Source organism: Microbacterium karelineae, assembly GCF_009745985.1.
Classification (GTDB): domain Bacteria; phylum Actinomycetota; class Actinomycetes; order Actinomycetales; family Microbacteriaceae; genus Microbacterium; species Microbacterium karelineae.
Window position 1 is genome coordinate 268,587 of sequence record NZ_WFIX01000175.1, and the last position, 17,000, is coordinate 285,586.

A 17,000-nucleotide genomic window follows, 5' to 3' on the forward strand; every position below is an offset into this window, starting at 1 on the left:
CTCAGAACGGCGGCGAGAGCAGCACGACCTCGACGAGGTCGCCTTCTTCGACGGCCGACGTCTCGGCGGGGATGATCGCGTAGCCCTCTGCGAGCCCGAGCCCGCCGACGAGGTGGGATCCGGATCCGCCTGCGGTCGCGGGACGGACCCGCCATCCGCCGGCGTCCGCGCGGTCGACGACGATCGGCACGTGCTGGCGCCGCCCGGGTGGTGTGCGCCACGCCGTCGCCGCGGGAAGGCGGAGGCTCGCGCGATGGATCCGGTCTCGGCCCTGCAGGGCGAGGAGCGCCGGGCGCACGAACGCCTCGAACGAGACCGCGACGCTCACGGGATTGCCAGGGAGGCCGAAGAAGAGGGCGCCGCCGTCGAGCGTGCCGAACGCCTGCGGCTTGCCGGGCTGCATCGCGACCTTCGAGAAGCGGATCCGCCCGTCGAGTGCCTGCTTCACGGGCTCATAGGCGCCCGCGCTCACGCCGCCGGAGGTGATGATCGCGTCGGCGCCGGCATGACGGGCGAGGAGCGAGGTCAGCTCGAGGGGGTCGTCGCCGACGCTTGTGCGCAGGGCGACCTCGGCCCCCGTCTCGGCGACGAGGCCGGCGAGGAGCGTCGAGTTCGAGTCGGGGATCTGACCGGGTCCCGCCGCGGTGCCCGCCGGGACGAGCTCGGATCCTGTCGAGACGACGACGACGCGCGGCCGACGCGAGGCGCGCACCGTGGTGACACCCGCCGCGACGAGCGCCGAGAGCTGCAGGGGCCCGATGAGCGACCCCGCGGGCAGTACGACGTCGCCGGCGGCCATATCCTCGGCGCGACGTCGGATGTGGGCGCCGCGGGCGCGGGGCGCGGCCGTGACGACGGCGGCGTCGAGCGAGCCCGAGAGGCCGCCGGCCGTGTCCTCGAACGGCACGACCGCGTCGGCGTCGCTGGGCACGCGCGCGCCCGTCATGATCCGCGCGGCATCGCCGGCGCCGATCGGTGGATCGTCGGCGGATCCGGCCGGCACATCGCCCACGACGCGCAGGGCGGCGGGGGAGGAGGCAGCGTCCGCGACGTCCGCGAAGCGCACCGCGAAGCCGTCCATCGCGGAGTTGTCGAAGGCGGGGATGTCGACGGCGGCGATCGCGTCCTCGGCGAGCGTGCGCCCGGCCGCGTCGGCGGCGGCGACCGCCTCCGCGGAGAGCGGCGCCACGGCGTCGAGGATCCGCGTGAGGTGCGCGTCGACGGTCACGAGCTCGGTCATGGGGGTACCGTATCGCGGCTCGTTCGGACGCTACTCGGCGAGTGAGGCCCAGGCTCGCATTCCACCGGCGAGCGAGCGCGTGGTCATCCCGGCGCTCGCGAGCGCGGCGGTCGCGCGGGCCGAGCGGACGCCGACCGCGCATACCGTGATGACCTCGCGGTCTCCGGCGTCCGCGCGCAGGCGTGCGGCCGCGCCGTTCGGGTCCGCGAGGATCTCGCCGACGGGGAGCCAGACGGATCCGGGTATCGCGATCGTCGCGCGCTCGTCGGCTTCGCGGACGTCGACGATGAGGGGCGTTGCCGCTTGCGGTGCCGTCGATGCGCCGTCGGGCGTCGCGGACGCATCGGCTCGCGAGCCGTCGTCGACGCCGTCACCCGCCGTCGCGGCGCCGAGGAGCGTGACGAGCTCGCCTGCATCGATCGTCGCGCCGGCAGGCGTCGGCGCAGCGGCACTCCGCGAGCGCTCCGTGCGATCGGTCGCGGCGACTCCTCGTGAGTCGGCGCGCGCGCGCGCCGTCACTGACGGCCGGAACGGCACCTCGCGCGTCGACGAGCGCAGACCGTCGACGAGCGCGATGCGGCCGACGAGGGGATCTCCGATGCCGGCGATGAGGAGGATCGCCTGCGTCGCCATGAGCGAGCCGACCTGCATGACGAGCGCGCCGAGCACGCCGACGTCGGCGCAGGTGGGGACGTTTCCCGCGGATCCCGGGGGATGGAGGTCGGCGAGCCGCGTGGCGGGCACGCCGGCGGGCGGGCGCGACCAGAACACCGTCACCTGCGCGTGGAACTCCTGCACGACGCCCCAGACGAGCGGCACGCCGAGCGTGTCGCACGCGCCCGCGACGGCCTCGCGGGTATCGAAGGCGTCGGTCCCGTCGAGAACGACGTCGGCGCCCGCGAGGAGCTGGCGCGCGTTGTCGGGATCCAGGCGCTCGCATACGGGGATCACCTCGCACTCGGGCGCGAGATCGGCCGCCGCCCGCACGGCGCCGTCGACCTTGAGCGCGCCGACGTCGCCCACGCGGTGCATGATCTGCCGCTGAAGATTCGAGTGCTCGACGACATCGTCATCGATGACGGTGAGGCGCCCGATGCCCGCCGCGGCGAGGGCGAGGACGGCGGGGGATCCCAGCCCGCCCGCGCCGACGATCGCGACGTGCGCGGCCGCGAGGCGGCGCTGCCCGATCTCGCCCAGGGGGAACAGCACCGCGTGGCGCGCCGTGCGGGCGGCCTCGGTCGCGCTCAGGGTGGCGCCCGGTTCGACGAGCGGGGGAAGGGACACCCTTCGAGCGTACCCACGCGCCGAGGGCCGGGCGCCACCGCGCCCGACGCCCCGCAGCAGCCACGACACGCCTCTGCGGCGCGGCACGTCAGGGCGTGTCGTGGTGACCGCGGGGCGTGCCCGTGCCCGCTCTGTGGTGGGATGGCAGGATGCGCCGCGCCTGGATCGTCATCCTCGGAGTCGCCGCGGCACTGTCGCTCGCCGCGTGTGCGCCCGCGGGCGACGAGCGCGAGATCCGCGTGGCGGCGGCGGCCTCGCTCCAGGGCGCGTTCGACGAGATCGTCGCGGCATTCGAGGAGGCGCACCCCGGTGTGCGCGTCGCGCCCGTCGTCTACGACGGATCCAGCACTCTCGCGACGCAGATCGCCGAGGGCGCCCCCATCGACGTCGCCGCGTTCGCGGACGAACGGACGATGGAGCGCATCGCGGATCAGGTCGACGAGCCGCGGATCTTCGCGACGAACAGCCTCGTGATCGCCGTGCCGGAGGGCACGGATCGCGTCGCGACGCTCGACGACCTCGCGGATGATCCGCTCGACGTCGTCGCGTGCGCCCCCGAGGTGCCGTGCGGCGCGGCCACGCAGGAGGCCCTCGACGCCGCCGGCGTCGACCTCGTCGCGGCGAGCCTCGAGCAGAACGTCACGGCCGTCGCCCGGAAGGTCGCGACGGGCGTCGCGGACGCGGGGATCGTCTATCGCACCGATGCGGCGGCGACGGCCGGGATCGCGGCCGTCGAGGATCCGCGCCTCGACGAGGTCGTGAATCGCTATCCGATCGCGGCCGTCGCGGCGGCGGGCGACGACGCGCGGGCCTTCGTCGACTACGTCCTCGCCGGCGACGCGCAGGAGGAGCTCGCGCAGTGGGGGTTCGGCGCGCCATGATGAGGGAGAGGATCCGCCCGCGCGTGAGAACAGGGAGCCGACGACCACGATGATGCGCACCGCACCGCCCGCGCCGGCCGGCGTGCCGCGCCTGCTGGCCGTCCCGGCGGCGATCGCGCTCCTGTTCCTCCTGCTCCCGCTCGGAGCGCTCGTCGCCCGCGTCGAGTGGCCCACGCTCTGGGACGACGTCACGACGCCCGCCGCGCTCAGCGCGCTCGCGCTCTCGCTTGCGACCGCCACGATCGCGACGGCGATCTGCATCCTCGTCGGGATCCCCCTCGCGATCAGGATCGCGCGGGCGCGGCCCGCCATCGCGGCCGTGCTGCGGGTGCTCGTGACGATCCCGCTCGTGCTGCCGCCTCTCGTCGGCGGCGTCGCCCTGCTGTTCCTCTACGGGGGCTCGAGCCACGTCGGGGCGTGGCTCGAGCGCGCCGGCGTCGCCCTGCCGTTCACGACTGCCGCCGTGATCGTGGCCCAGGTGTTCGTCGCCCTGCCGTTCCTCGTGATCGCCGTCGAGGGATCCGTGCGCACGGCGGGGACCGACTATGAGCGCACGGCGGCGTCGCTCGGCGCGGGCCGCTGGACGACGCTGCGGCGCGTCACGCTGCCTCTCGCGGTCGACGGCATCGTCGCGGGCGTGATCCTCTGTTTCGCCCGGGCGATCGGCGAGTTCGGCGCGACGGCCCTGTTCGCCGGCAACGCACCCGGCGTGACCCAGACGATGCCGCTCGCGATCTACACCGCGTTCAATGGATCCGGCCTCGGCCAGGGGCCCGCCGTCGCGCTCGCGCTGCTTCTGCTCGTGACCGTCCTCGTCGTGCTGCTCGTCGTGCGATCCTGGCGCCCGGGCGGCGTCCGATGACGCGGCGCACGGGGCACGTGGTCTCCGGGCGCGTCGTCGTGCAGCGCTCGAGCCGGTTCCGCCTCGACGTCTCGCTCGACGTCGGGCACGGAGAGGTGCTCGCGGTGATGGGGCCGTCCGGCGCGGGCAAGTCGACGCTCCTGCAGGCGCTCGCGGGCGAGATCCGGCCGTCCGACGGCGAGGTCGCCATCGGCGATGCGACGTACTCGCATCGGCACGCGGGTGATCCGCGCCGCCGCGGCGTCGTGCTGCTGCGCCAGAACCCGCTGCTCTTCCCGCACCTCAGCGTGCGCGACAATGTCGCCTTCGGGCTCGAGTCGCGGCGCACGCCGCGCTCGCGCGCCCGCACGGAGGCCGACGAGTGGCTGTGGCGCGTCGGGCTGTCGGGAATGGGCGATCACCGCCCGCGCGAGCTCTCGGGAGGGCAGCAGCAGCGTGTCGCCCTGGCGAGGGCGCTCGCGACGAGCCCGCGCCTGCTCCTGCTCGACGAACCGCTCACATCGCTCGACCCCGCGACCGCGAGCGATATCCGCGGCCTGCTGCGGGAGCAGCTCGCCGTCACGCTCACGACGACGCTCCTCGTCACGCACGATGCCTTCGACGCCGCGGCCCTCGCGCATCGCATGATCGCCATCGAGGACGGCCAGGTGACGCAGCGCGGCGACGTGCGCGAGGTGCTCGCCCGTCCCGCGACGCGCTTCGTCGCGGCGGCGGCGGGCCTCAATCGCCTGCACGGCACGGCGCACGGCGGCGACTGGACGGGATCCGCCTTCGGGGTGCGCCTGCGCATCTCCTCTGCGGACGGCGGGCCTCGGCCCGCGGACGGCGAGGACGTCGTGGCCGTGTTCCGCCCGGCCGATGCCCGCATCGCCCGCGCCGAGGAGTCCACCTGGACTGGCGCCCTGCACCTCGCCCGCCACGACGCCGACGCCGACGGGACGGTGGGCGAGTGGCTCGCGCGCGTCGAGCGCCTCGAGCCGGCGCCGGGCGGCGCCCGCGTGCACGTCGCGCAGCCCGACATCGCGGTCGACATCCCGTCCGCGCAGGTGGCGGCGCTCGACATCGGCCCCGGCGACCCTGTGCGGGTCTCGATCGCGCCCGAGCACGTGCGCCTCATCGCCGGGGCATCCTGACGCGTGGAACACCCGTACCCTGGACGGATGGAGACACGTCGTCTGGCGGAGGCGCGCGCATGAGCGCCGTGCCGATCCGCCTCGCCGAGCGGGCGCCGTCGGCGCCGCGCACGGCGCCCGCCGACATGCCGACGTCGGGTCCTCTCGTCGACCGCTACGGCCGCGTGCACCGCGATCTGCGTGTCTCCCTGACCGATCGCTGCTCGCTGCGCTGCACCTACTGCATGCCCGAGCAGGGCAATGAGTGGCTCGCCCGGCAGAGCATCCTCACCCTCGATGAGATCGAACGCGTCGCGCGGATCGCGGCCTCCCGCGGCATCTCGACCTTCCGGCTCACGGGCGGCGAACCGCTGCTGCGCCGCGACATCGTCGCCGTGACCGAGCGCCTCGGGCGCCTCGAGACGCCTGATGGGCCCGTGACGATCGCGATGACGACGAACGGCATCGGGCTCGACAGGGTGCTGCCCGCGCTGATCGAGGCGGGGCTCGGGCGCCTCAACATCTCGATCGACACGATCCGCCGCGAGCGCTTCCACGATCTGACGCGGCGTGACAGGCTCGATGACGTCTTCGCGGGGATCCGCGCGGCCGCGGCCTCGCCGCTTCGACCCCTCAAGCTCAACGCCGTCGCGATGCGCGGCGTGAACGACGACGAGCTCGTCGACCTCGTGCAGTTCGCGATCGACAACGACGCGCAGATGCGCTTCATCGAGCAGATGCCGCTCGACGCGGGCCACACATGGGATCGCTCGCAGATGGTCACGCGTGACGAGATCCTCGAGAAGCTGTCCGCCCGTTGGTCGCTCGAGCCGATCCAGGGCCGCGGGGGCGCGCCGGCGGAGACATGGCGCCTCGACGGCACAGACCGCACGGTCGGGGTCATCGCGTCGGTGACGGCGCCCTTCTGCGGTGCGTGCGACCGGCTGCGGCTCACTGCCGACGGACAGCTGCGCAACTGCCTGTTCTCGAACCGCGAGTTCGATCTCGTGCCGCTGCTGCGCGGATCCGGATCCGATGACGAGATCGAGCAGCTGCTGCGCGGCTGCATCTGGAAGAAGCTGCCGGGCCACGCGATCAACGACCCGGGCTTCCTGCAGCCCGACCGCGGCATGAACGCGATCGGCGGCTGAGGGGCCGTAGACTGCTGCGCCATCGGTCGAGGAAGTCGACTCGTCGAAGGGGCATTTCGCTTCGCTGCCGGAAGCGCCGTTCGTCACACTGGCCGCGTCGCCGATGCAGCGCGCTGGCGACTGCTACTACATGCACAATGCTGACTACGCTCACGTGACCCGAGGGGAGGCGTCGGTGCACGGTTGGTGGGAGGTCGATCACGGTTCGTGTCCGGCAACGGCGCGCGTCACGGTCGATCTTCAGGCGCTATGGTGCAGTGATTCTGGGACGTGTCAGCGGACGACGATTTCAGAAGGTGTCCCTAGGGGGATCAAGCCGGGCACAGCGAAACGAGCGAATGCGCGAGACACATGCGCGTCGTCTCGTGGCCTGGCCTGGCGTGGAAGTGTGGATGTCGACCTTGATTGGCAGGTTGATCCGTTCGGCTGGTTCAACGGTACGCCGAGAGACATCGCATGCGAGCCGAGCCACTAGGAGACTCCGGGCGCGATGCCGGACAGTGGGTGAGGCTCAGCGATGGGTCCGTCTCATCTGCACGCGGCGTACGAGCGAGTTCCGCTGAGAGCGGTCTGTCGGTCACAGCTCTCGGGGTCACGTGTCATCTCCACGAGAAAGTCGTACGGGGCGACCGTTCGATATTGAGTATTGGGCTCGAGGAGTTTGCTGTTCTCTCAGACGGTCAGTATCTGGTTATTCGGAATGACCGCGGAGTGTCGATCGCGAGCAACTGGCGCGATGGCCATCGTATGCGGGAGACAATTGTCCGAGCCTCCATAGATGGCGCACTCCTTCCCGATGAAGGAGACGCGGCAGATCTCAACGAGCCACTCCCGTGGCATGAGTTCGCGCGTGCGCTTTCGGCGCAGGGAATCCGCGCCACCACAGCATCTCTGAAGTCCCTTCCATATGACGTCGTGCTGTCATCGGAGCTTCGCGAAATCCTGGATCCCTCCCAACTCAGCGGAAACTGAGAACTACCTCGATTCGTGGCGGGCCCTCATCCCAGCAGCGTCAGACCCTCGCGGTAGCGCTCGGCGACGATGGCGGCGACGCGCGGATCCGTGCCGACGGGCTCAGTCGCGACATCGGCGCCCGACGCGGCGATGAGATCCGCGAAGTGCCCCGGTGCGAGCACGTAGCTCGCCACGATGACGCGCTCTGCGCCGTCCGCGCGCGCCTCGGCGAGGGCCTCCGCGACCTTCGGGGTCGCGCCATATGCGTAGCCGACGGTGACGGGCGCGGTCACACGATCGGCGAGCGCGTCGCGCATCTCGCGCACGCGCTGCGCCGACTCGGGGCGCGAGGATCCCGCGGCCGCGAGGACGACGCGATCCCCCGGCCGCACGCCGGCCTCGCGCACGCGGTCGCCCAGCACATCGGCGAGTGCCGGATGCGGGCCCAGCGTGCCCGCCGCCACGACGTCCTCGCGCGACGACGCGGCGCGGCCGATGTCGACCTGCGTGTGGAAGCCCGGCGACAGCAGCAGCGGCACGATGACCCCCGCGCCCTCGAGCCCCGCCACGACCTCGTCCACCTGCGGCTGCTGCACGTCGACATACGTCTCACGCAGCGACACATCGCCGAGCAGCGCGGCCGCATCCCGCGCGAGGCGCGAGATGACGCGGCGGCCGTCGGGGGAGTCGGTTCCGTGGGAGCAGCAGACGAGAACGGGCGCGGGCATCAGATGTCCTTCACCGTCAGGCGGTACCCCCGCTTGACGACGGTCGTGATGAGATCGGGGAAGCCGAGGGCCTCGCGCAGGCGCGCGACCGCCATCTCGACGGCATGGGTGCTCTGACTCGACCGAGGCAGCGAATCCTGCAGATCGCGCCGGGGGATCACGGCGCCGCCCGCATCGAACAGCGCGCCGAGAACGGCCGTGCCGGTCGGCGAGAGCGGGAGGAAGACGCCCTCCAGCACGGCGCCGGCGCTGCGCATCTCGAGCCGCCCGCGCGGCGTGTCGAGGCCCGGGGCCCCGCGGCCGCCGAAGTGCGTCACGACGCCGCGGACGAGGGATCCGAGGCGGCCCCGCTCCGCGACGAGCGCCGGGATGTCGACATCGTGCAACGGCTGCACCGTGATCGGGCCCACGGCCGCCATGAGGAGCTTGTCGCGATCCGCGCGCTCGCGGATCTCGTCGAGCACGCCCGCGCGCTGCGCCTCCGCGAGCCACTCCATCGCGCCGGGCGCCGAGGTGAACAGCACGGCGTCGACGTCGCCGGCGGCGGTCGCGAGGACCGACTGCCGCACGACGGCGGGATCCGCGGGAGGACCCCAGCGGTAGACCGTGAGGCTCACGACGTCCGCGCCGCGGCCGCGGAACAGCTCGTCGAGGCCGTCGGCGCCGGATCCGTGGTGCTGCACGGCGATGCGCTTGCCCGCGACGCCCTCGGCGAGGAGGTACTCGCCCAGCTCGCGCGCCGTCTCCGATTCGGCGACCCAGTCGACGTCGAAGCCCGCCTGCTGGACCGCGCCGCGGGCCTTCGGGCCGCGCGCCACGATCTGCGCCCCCGAGAAGGCGCCGGCGAGCTCGTCGGCGAGGTCGGCCTCGTGGGCCGCCTCCATCCACCCGCGGAATCCGACGCCCGTCGTCGCGACGACGACATCGGGCGGCGATGCGATCAGCTCGCGCGTCGCATGGAGGAGCGCCTCGTCGTCGATGTGGGGGATGATCGTCAGCGCCGGGGCCTGGCGCACCGTGGCGCCGTGACGCTCGAGAGCGGCCGTCAGCTCGCCGGCGCGACGATCGACGGCGATGACGACCGTGCACCCGTCGAGCGCCGACGACAATCGGGGGCGGGGCGCGGCGTCGGTCATCCGGCGGCTCTCTCGTGCGCGGCGGTCTGCGCGTGCGCGGGGAGGAGCAGATCGGGACGGGCGACCTCGCCGATGACGATGACGGCCGGGTTGCGCACGCCCGCGTGCTGGGCGTCGGCGACGGCGTGCGCGAGGGTCGTGCGCGTTGTGCGCTGGTTCTCGGTGTGGCCGCTCTCGACGAACGCGACGGGGCGATCGCCGGGCACGCCGGCGGACAGCGCCTCGTGCGCGATCGCGCCGAACGCCTTCACGCCCATGAGGACGACGGTCGTGACCGACCGATCCTCGAGCGACGCGAGCGTCGCATCGGACACCCCGGACTGGCCGTTGATGATGTGCACGCTCGAGGCGACGCCGCGGTGGGTGACAGGGATCCCCGCCGCCTGCGGCACCGACACGGAACTCGACACGCCGGGCACGACCTCGACGGGCACGCCGGCCTCGAGGCAGGCCGAGACCTCCTCACCGCCGCGGCCGTAGACGAACGGATCCCCGCCCTTGAGCCGCACGACGCGCTTCCCGGCCCGGGCGTGCGCGACGAGGATCGCGTTGATCTCGTCCTGCGGGACGGGATGATGGCCCGGAGCCTTGCCGACGTGCACGATCTCGACGTCGGGGTCGAGCTCGTCGAGGACGCTCGTCGCCCCGAGGCGGTCGGCGACGACGACGTCGGCCTCGGCGAGGAGGCGGCGCGAACGCAGCGTCAGGAGGTCGACGGGGCCGGGGCCGCCGCCGACGAGGGCGACGGATCCCGCCGCCGTCTCGCGCACGCGACGCAGCGGCACGCGCCCGGACTCGAGCAGCTCCCGGACCGAGGAGTTCACGCGCGCCGTGCGGCGCGGATCCACTCCCGAGTCGCTCGTCACGCCGACGAGCACATCGCCCGCGCGGGTCTGCGACGTCATGCGGGCCGAGCCGTGGGCGCCGTCGGAGGAGTTCACGCAGAACGTGCGGCGCGCCTCGCACCAGGACACCACCAGCGCGTCGACCTCGGGGTCGCCCGTGGCGGTGTGCACGAGCCAGGCGCCGTCGACGTCGCCCTCGGCGACCGGGCGGGCGGACCAGGGGATGTCGTGATCGGCGACGAGCTGCGCGACCTCGGGGGAGAGCTCAGGGGCGACGACGCGCACGGAGGCGCGCTCGTCGAGGAAGCGGCGCAGGCGGCGCGCGGTCACGCTGCCGCCGCCGACGAGCACGACGAGGCGTCCGTCGAGCGATACTCCGAGCATCGTCGTCATGTCACGCCTCCTTCCACTTGATGAGCACCTGACCGTGGTCCACCGCGACGGGGTGGACCGCGATGTGGCGCTCATCCTTGCCCTGCGTCTCGACGACGGCGCCTGTGCGCAGATCCCATGCCTGCTTGTGCAGCGGAGATGCGATCGTGGGCGCCTCGGATCCGTCGGCGAACGCCTTGGTCCCGACGATACCCCGCGAGAGCACGTTCGCCAGGCCGTATGGGTCATAGTTCGACACAGCTCGCACCGTGCCGTCGACCAGCCGGAACAGGGCGATCTGAGTGTCGCCGAGGAGCGCGGCGCGCCCCCGCTCGACCATCAGATCGTCGAGCGCGCACACCCGCACCCAGGTCGTCCGAGCGGTCTCGGCCTCCTCGTCGATCGTCGTCATCGCCGCACCTCCAGCGTCGTCCCCGCGATCATCACGGCTCCGGATTCCTTCTCCTCGTCCGAGGCGGGCCGCACCTGACCGCGCTCGAGCACATATGCGAGCGACGGATCCGGCGTGTCCGGCGCGTTCACGAAGGAGTGGAATCGCGTGAGCTTGTCGGGATCCTTCAGGGTCGCCGCCCACTCGTCCTCGTAGGTGCCGACGTGCCGCGTCATCGCGCGGTCGAGGTCGTCGCAGATGCCGAGCGAGTCGTCGAAGATGACCTCGCGCAGGCCGTCGAGGCCGCCCTCGAGCTCCTCCACCCACGGCGCCGTGCGCTGCAGGCGATCGGCCGTGCGGATGTAGTACATGAAGAAGCGGTCGATCGCCCGGATCAGGCCGTCGTCATCGAGGCCCTCCGCGAGCAGCTGGGCGTGGCGCGGCGTGAAGCCGCCGTTGCCGCCGACGTACATGTTCCAGCCGTTCTCGGTCGCGATCACGCCGACGTCCTTGCCGCGGGCCTCCGCGCACTCGCGCGCGCAGCCCGAGACGCCCAGCTTGAGCTTGTGGGGCGAACGGAGCCCGCGGTACCGCAGCTCGAGCCGCACCGCCATGCCGACCGAGTCGAGTACGCCGTACCGACACCAGGTCGACCCGACACACGACTTCACGGTGCGCAGCGACTTGCCGTACGCCTGTCCCGACTCGAAGCCCGCGTCGACGAGCCGCTTCCAGATGAGCGGCAGCTGCTCGAGGCGCGCGCCGAACATGTCGATGCGCTGACCGCCCGTGAGCTTCGTGTAGAGCCCGAAGTCCTTCGCGACCTCGCCGATGACGATGAGCCCCTCGGGGGTGACCTCGCCGCCCGGCATGCGCGGGACGACCGAGTACGAGCCGTCCTTCTGCATGTTCGCCATGACGTGGTCGTTCGTGTCCTGCAGCGTCGCCGTCTCGCCCGCGAGCACGTGCTCGCCCACGAGGGTCGACAGGATGCTCGCGATCGTCGGCTTGCAGACATCGCAGCCGCGGCCGCGCCCGAAGCGCTCGATGATGGCGCTGAAGGTCGTGAGCTCCGCGACGGAGACCGCATCGAACAGCTGGCGGCGCGACATGTCGAAGTGCTCGCACAGCGCGTTGCTCACGGCCTTGCCGAGCGACGACAGCTCCTTGCCGACGATCTTCTTGACCATGACGAAGCAGGATCCGCACGTCGCGCCCGCCTTCGTGCACGCCTTGACCTCGCCGGCGTCCGCGCACCCGTCCTCGTGAACCGCCCCGCGGATCCGCCCCGCCGTCACCGACGAGCACGAGCAGACGATCGCCTCGTCGGGCAGATCGCCCGTCGGGGCCTCGACGCCGCCTTCCGGCATCAGGTACGCCGCCGGATCCGCGCCGAGCGGGCTGCCGACGAGCGGGCGCAGCGAGCCGTACGCCGACGCGTCGCCGACGAGGATTCCACCGAGCAGGGTCGTGGCGTCGTCGCTCATGACGAGCTTCTTGTAGACACCGCCGACGGGATCCGTGTAGACGACGTCGAGCGCGCCGGGGGCCGACGCCATGGCGTCTCCGAAGCTCGCGACATCCACACCGGAGAGCTTGAGCTTCGTCGACTCGTCGTAGCCGGGGAACGTCGCCTCGCCGCCCAGCAGGCGGTCGGCCGCGACCTCGGCCATCGTGTATCCCGGCGCGACGAGGCCGACGCAGCGGCCGTCGAAGTTCGCGACCTCGCCGATCGCGAAGACCGCGTCGTCCGATGTGCGGCACGCGTCGTCGATGATGACGCCGCCGCGCGGCTCGCAGACGAGCCGCGCCTCGCGGGCGAGCCGATCGTTCGGGCGCACGCCGACCGTGAAGATGACGACGTCCGCCTCCTCCCACGATCCGTCGCGGAACTCGAGGCCCGCGACCTGGCCGGAGCGGTCGGGATCGAGCCGGGTCGTGCGCGACTCGGTGCGCACGCCGATGCCGCGCTGCGAGATGAGGCGCCCCAGCACCTCGCCGCCCGCGCGGTCGATCTGCGCCGACATCAGGTGCGTGCCCGAGTGCACGACCGTGCAGTCCACGTCGAGGCCCTGGAGGGCGCCCGCCGCCTCGAGGCCGAGCAGGCCGCCGCCGACGACCTTGCCGACGAGCGGACGACCGAGCTGGGCACGGCGCGCCTCGACGAATGCAGTGAGGGTCTCGAGGTCGTCGATCGTCCGGTACACGAAGCAGCCGGGCAGATCGGCGCCGTCGACGGCCGGCCGGGCGGCGTACGAGCCCGTCGCGAGGACGAGGGTGTCGTAGGAGAACTCGGCGCGCGCCGCGGTGCGCACCGTCTTCGCCTTCCTGTCGATGTGCACGACGGGATCCCCCGTCACAAGCGCGACGCGCGGATCCTCGAGGTGCTGCCGCTCGAGCGTCAGCTCGTCGGCGCTCGTGCCCGAGAAGAAGGACGTGAGGCCCACCCGGTCGTAGGGGAGGCGCCGCTCCTCTCCGATCAGGGTGATCCGCCATTCGGCGTCGCTCCGGGTGAGGAGGCTCTCGATGAATCGGTGGGCGACCATTCCGGCGCCCACGACGACGATTCGACCGGGGGTCGGGAGGGATGTGCTCATTCGCAGCTCCTGCACGGGGGGTTCACTACAGTGAGCCCCACGGTAGGAACACGGTGTTTCGACCCGCGTCGCGGTCGGGTTTCCCCAGAGCGACGAATCCCTCACAACGCCAGAGGGGCGTTGTGAGGGATTGTGTCGATGGCGCCTGCGGCGCGTGGCCTCACAGCGCCAGAGGGGCGTTGTGAGGGATTGTGTCGATGGCGCCTGCGGCGACCGGGAATCCGCTAGTTCGCGAGGAAGGCGCGGTCCGTGAGGATGAGCGGCCCGTCCTCCGTGATGGCGATCGTGTGCTCGCTGTGCGCGCCACGGGATCCGTCCGCGCTGCGGAGCGTCCACCCGTCGCCGTCGTCCGTGACGAGTTTGTCGGTGGTCTGCAGGAACCACGGCTCGATCGCGATGACGAGGCCCGGCTTCAGCGGATAGCCGCGCCCCGCGCGCCCGTCGTTCGGGATGTGCGGGTCGCCGTGCATCGTGCGGCCGACGCCGTGGCCGCCGAAATCGGTGTTGATCGACAGGCCCGCGCCGTGCGCGACCTCCGCGATCGCGGCGGAGATGTCGCCGACCTTCCGGCCCGGCTGCGCGGCGGCGATCCCGGCCGCGAGCGCGCGCTCGCTCGTCTCGATGAGGGCGAGATCCTCGTCGCGCGGCGTCCCGACGACGAACGAGAGCGCCGAGTCGGCGACCCATCCGCCCAGCGAGACGGCGAAGTCGAGGGTGACGAGGTCGCCATCCTGGATCGCGTAGTCGTATGGGCGGCCATGCAGCACGGCGTCGTTCACGGACGTGCAGAGGACGTAGCCGAAGGGGCCCGAACCGAACGACGGTGCGTAGTCGAGGTAGCAGCTCTCGGCCCCCGCGCGGCGGATGAGCTCGTGCGCCCGCTTGTCGAGCTGGAGGAGGTTGGTGCCGACCCGGGTCTCGTCCCGGAGGGTCGCGAGCGTCTCGGCGACGAACCGGCCCGCCGGCCGCATCTCGTCGATCTCGGCCGGTGTACGCAGTTCGATCATGGAGGTCCTTTCGCGTGTCCTGCCATTGTCCCGCATGGATCCGCGCGGGGGCTGGGTGACGGCGTTCTCGCGGCCGCGGGGGATGTGGCAGAATGGACGCTCGTGCCGTGATCGGCGCGCCTGTGGGTGCGCCTGGTTTCGACTCTGCCACAGGGGAGTCGAGGATCCGCTTCTGCGGGATCTCACGAGCGCCGTACTCTCATCATTCCTCATCGCGGGCGACCTGTGGCGGCCGCAGGAAGCGAACCATCATGAACATCATCGATGCCGTCGACGCCGCGTCGCTCCGCAGCGACATCCCGGAGTTCGGCCCCGGCGACACCGTCAAGGTGCACGTCAACATCGTCGAGGGCAACCGCACCCGCGTCCAGGTCTTCCAGGGCGTCGTGCTCGGTCGCCAGGGCGACGGCGTGCGCGAGACCTTCACGGTCCGCAAGGTCAGCTTCCAGGTCGGCGTCGAGCGCGTCTTCCCCGTGCACTCGCCGATCATCGAGAAGATCGAGCGCGTCTCGCGCGGTGACGTGCGTCGCGCGAAGATCTACTACCTGCGCGGCCTGACCGGCAAGAAGGCGAAGATCCGCGAGAAGCGCGACAACGCCTGATCGTCGATTCGAATCTGCTGAACGCCCCGCGACGCCTGCGTCGCGGGGCGTTTCGCTTGTGGGAACCTGGAGCTGATGACAACCGAATCTGAGTCCTCCGCGTCGGAAGGATCCTCGCGGGGGCGAGGCCTCCTCTCCTTCCTGCGCGACGTCGTCGTGATCGTCGTCGTCGCGGTTCTCGTGTCGGTGCTGATCAAAGCGTTCGTCGTGCGGTCGTTCTACATCCCGTCGGCCTCGATGGAGGACACGCTCATGACGGGCGACCGGATCCTCGTCGACGAGCTGACCGTCGACTGGTCGGGGTACTCACGCGGCGATGTCGTCGTCTTCGAGGATCCGGGCGGGTGGCTGGGCGGCGCGACCGTCGACGGGCCGGGCGGCATCGCGGGAGCGATCGACTGGGCGCTGACGGCGGTCGGGATCTCCGCCTCGGATTCGGAGGACCACCTCGTCAAGCGCATCATCGGCATGCCGGGCGATCACATCGTCTGCTGCAACGCGCTGGGCCAGCTCGAGGTCAACGGCGCAGGCGTCGACGAGCTCGACTATCTGCGGCTGCCCGACGGCTCGACGCTCGCCTCGACGGACGACTTCGACGTGACGGTTCCCGAGGGATCCATCTGGGTCATGGGCGACAACCGCAATCGCTCGCAGGACTCCCGCTATCACAACCAGCAGCCCGGCGGCGGGTTCGTGCCCCTCGAGAAGATCGTCGGGCGCGTCGTGCTGCGCACCTGGCCGCTGTCGCACTTCGGCCCCCTCGAGCGCGAGAACGACGCGTTCGTGGGTGTGCCGGACCCGGCGGAATGACCCCCGTCTCGCCCACGCTCGATCTCGAGCGCGGGCTGCTCGAATCGTCGCCTGTCGTCTTCGGGCTCGACGAGGTCGGACGCGGCGCGCTCGCGGGCCCCGTCACGGTCGGCGCATCGGTCATCGACGCGGCGGTGGCGGCACGCCCGATCCCGGAGGGCCTGCGCGATTCGAAGCTCGTGACCGAGAAGCGGCGCCCCGACGTGGCCGAGCGCGCGGCGGAGTGGGTGCTGTGCACGACCCTCGGCTGGGCGACGCCCGGCGAGGTCGACGAGGTCGGGATCATCGGGGCCCTCGGCCTCGCCGCGACGCGCGCCCTCGCGGGCATGCGCGCGAAGGGCTTCGACCCCGCGGGCGGAGTCATCCTGCTCGACGGCAGCCACGACTATCTCTCGAGCGCCGCGCGCGCGAGCCTCGGCAGGATCGATGTGCGGACGGTCGTCAAGGGCGACCGCGACCGCGCCTCGATCTCGGCGGCGTCGATCGCCGCCAAGGTCGCCCGCGATGCGCTCATGGTCGACCTCCACCCGCGGCATGAGGAGTACGCGTGGGATCGCAACAAGGGATACGCGAGCGCCGTCCACCGCGCCGCGATCGACACACACGGCCTCACGCCGCATCACCGCCGCTCGTGGGCGATCGGTCCCGGCCCGGCGCTGTTCTGACGCGCAGGCGCCGCCTCGTAGGATGGGACGACCATGGATGAAGACGCCTTCGAAGAATTCGACCGCGAGCTCGAGCTGGCGCTGTACCGCGAGTACCGCGACGTCGTCGGTCAGTTCCAGTATGTGATCGAGACCGAGCGCCGCTTCTACCTCGCCAACGACGTCAACATCGTTCGGCACGACACCGAGCACGACTTCTACTTCGAGCTCACGATGCGCGATGTATGGGTGTGGGACATCTACCGCGCCGACCGCTTCGTGACGAGCGTGCGGGTGCTGACGTTCAAGGACGTCAACATCGAGGAGCTGTCGCGGCGCGACTTCGAGCTGCCGGACGACCTCTCCATCGGCAAGCCGTAACGT

At 71.8% G+C, this 17,000-nt stretch carries 16 protein-coding genes; 8 read left to right on the forward strand and 8 right to left on the reverse strand.

The window, feature by feature from the left end; all coding sequences use genetic code 11:
* Position 1 precedes the first annotated feature (1 nt).
* Both GB932_RS04575 and GB932_RS04580 read right to left on the reverse strand, forming a co-directional pair.
* Positions 2-1,240: a molybdopterin molybdotransferase MoeA gene (locus GB932_RS04575; protein ID WP_156759508.1), complete on the reverse strand. Its 1,239-nt coding sequence runs from the start codon at positions 1,238-1,240 to the stop codon at positions 2-4.
* Between the two features lie 30 nt (positions 1,241-1,270).
* Entirely contained in the window at positions 1,271-2,524 is a 1,254-nt protein-coding gene (locus tag GB932_RS04580) for a HesA/MoeB/ThiF family protein (RefSeq protein ID WP_156759509.1), read from the reverse strand.
* Between the two features lie 149 nt (positions 2,525-2,673).
* Between GB932_RS04580 and modA the strand changes: the two genes are divergently transcribed.
* The 4 genes from modA to moaA are packed head-to-tail and all read left to right on the forward strand — an operon-like array spanning position 2,674 to position 6,530.
* Positions 2,674-3,405 (forward strand): molybdate ABC transporter substrate-binding protein, encoded by a 732-nt coding sequence (gene modA / locus GB932_RS04585; RefSeq protein WP_156759510.1) that lies wholly within the window; start codon positions 2,674-2,676, stop codon positions 3,403-3,405.
* 49 nt (positions 3,406-3,454) lie between these two features.
* Complete coding sequence (locus GB932_RS04590) at positions 3,455-4,267, forward strand: ABC transporter permease (RefSeq protein ID WP_197517301.1); 813 nt, start codon at positions 3,455-3,457, stop codon at positions 4,265-4,267.
* Positions 4,264-5,400, forward strand: coding sequence for an ABC transporter ATP-binding protein (locus GB932_RS04595; RefSeq protein WP_156759511.1), 1,137 nt, complete (start codon positions 4,264-4,266; stop codon positions 5,398-5,400). The genes GB932_RS04590 and GB932_RS04595 overlap by 4 nt, the downstream gene beginning before the upstream one ends.
* A gap of 59 nt (positions 5,401-5,459) precedes the next feature.
* On the forward strand, positions 5,460-6,530 hold the full coding sequence (gene moaA, locus GB932_RS04600) for a GTP 3',8-cyclase MoaA (protein WP_156759512.1): 1,071 nt from the start codon (positions 5,460-5,462) through the stop codon (positions 6,528-6,530).
* A gap of 998 nt (positions 6,531-7,528) precedes the next feature.
* Here the strand turns inward: moaA and GB932_RS04605 are convergent.
* The 6 genes from GB932_RS04605 to map all read right to left on the reverse strand — a co-directional run bounded on the left by GB932_RS04605 (position 7,529) and on the right by map (position 14,560).
* Complete coding sequence (locus GB932_RS04605; RefSeq protein WP_156759513.1) at positions 7,529-8,212, reverse strand: sirohydrochlorin chelatase; 684 nt, start codon at positions 8,210-8,212, stop codon at positions 7,529-7,531.
* The gene (locus GB932_RS04610; RefSeq protein ID WP_156759514.1) at positions 8,212-9,348 is read right to left on the reverse strand and encodes a uroporphyrinogen-III synthase; all 1,137 of its coding nucleotides are present in this window, start codon (positions 9,346-9,348) and stop codon (positions 8,212-8,214) included. Before GB932_RS04610 ends, GB932_RS04605 begins: the two co-directional genes overlap by 1 nt.
* The gene (gene cobA, locus GB932_RS04615; protein WP_156759515.1) at positions 9,345-10,586 is read right to left on the reverse strand and encodes a uroporphyrinogen-III C-methyltransferase; all 1,242 of its coding nucleotides are present in this window, start codon (positions 10,584-10,586) and stop codon (positions 9,345-9,347) included. Before cobA ends, GB932_RS04610 begins: the two co-directional genes overlap by 4 nt.
* 1 nt (position 10,587) lies before the next feature.
* On the reverse strand, positions 10,588-10,977 hold the full coding sequence (gene nirD / locus GB932_RS04620; protein ID WP_156759516.1) for a nitrite reductase small subunit NirD: 390 nt from the start codon (positions 10,975-10,977) through the stop codon (positions 10,588-10,590).
* Complete coding sequence (gene nirB / locus GB932_RS04625; protein WP_197517302.1) at positions 10,974-13,553, reverse strand: nitrite reductase large subunit NirB; 2,580 nt, start codon at positions 13,551-13,553, stop codon at positions 10,974-10,976. The genes nirD and nirB overlap by 4 nt, the downstream gene beginning before the upstream one ends.
* 224 nt (positions 13,554-13,777) lie before the next feature.
* Positions 13,778-14,560, reverse strand: coding sequence for a type I methionyl aminopeptidase (map, locus tag GB932_RS04630; RefSeq protein ID WP_156759517.1), 783 nt, complete (start codon positions 14,558-14,560; stop codon positions 13,778-13,780).
* A 251-nt stretch (positions 14,561-14,811) separates the two neighbouring features.
* On the opposite strand from map, the gene rplS reads away from it, so the two are divergent.
* The 4 genes from rplS (at position 14,812) to GB932_RS04650 (ending at position 16,997) form a co-directional block, all read left to right on the forward strand.
* Positions 14,812-15,162 carry a 50S ribosomal protein L19 gene (rplS, locus tag GB932_RS04635; protein ID WP_156759518.1) on the forward strand — a complete coding sequence of 117 codons (351 nt, stop codon included), beginning with the start codon at positions 14,812-14,814 and terminating at the stop codon, positions 15,160-15,162.
* Between the two features lie 75 nt (positions 15,163-15,237).
* Entirely contained in the window at positions 15,238-15,972 is a 735-nt protein-coding gene (lepB, locus tag GB932_RS04640; RefSeq protein ID WP_156759519.1) for a signal peptidase I, read from the forward strand.
* Positions 15,969-16,637 (forward strand): ribonuclease HII, encoded by a 669-nt coding sequence (gene rnhB / locus GB932_RS04645; protein WP_156759520.1) that lies wholly within the window; start codon positions 15,969-15,971, stop codon positions 16,635-16,637. The genes lepB and rnhB overlap by 4 nt, the downstream gene beginning before the upstream one ends.
* Positions 16,638-16,670: 33 nt before the next feature.
* Positions 16,671-16,997, forward strand: a complete 327-nt coding sequence (locus tag GB932_RS04650; RefSeq protein WP_156759521.1) for a DUF2469 family protein — start codon at positions 16,671-16,673, stop codon at positions 16,995-16,997.
* Positions 16,998-17,000: the final 3 nt, after the last annotated feature.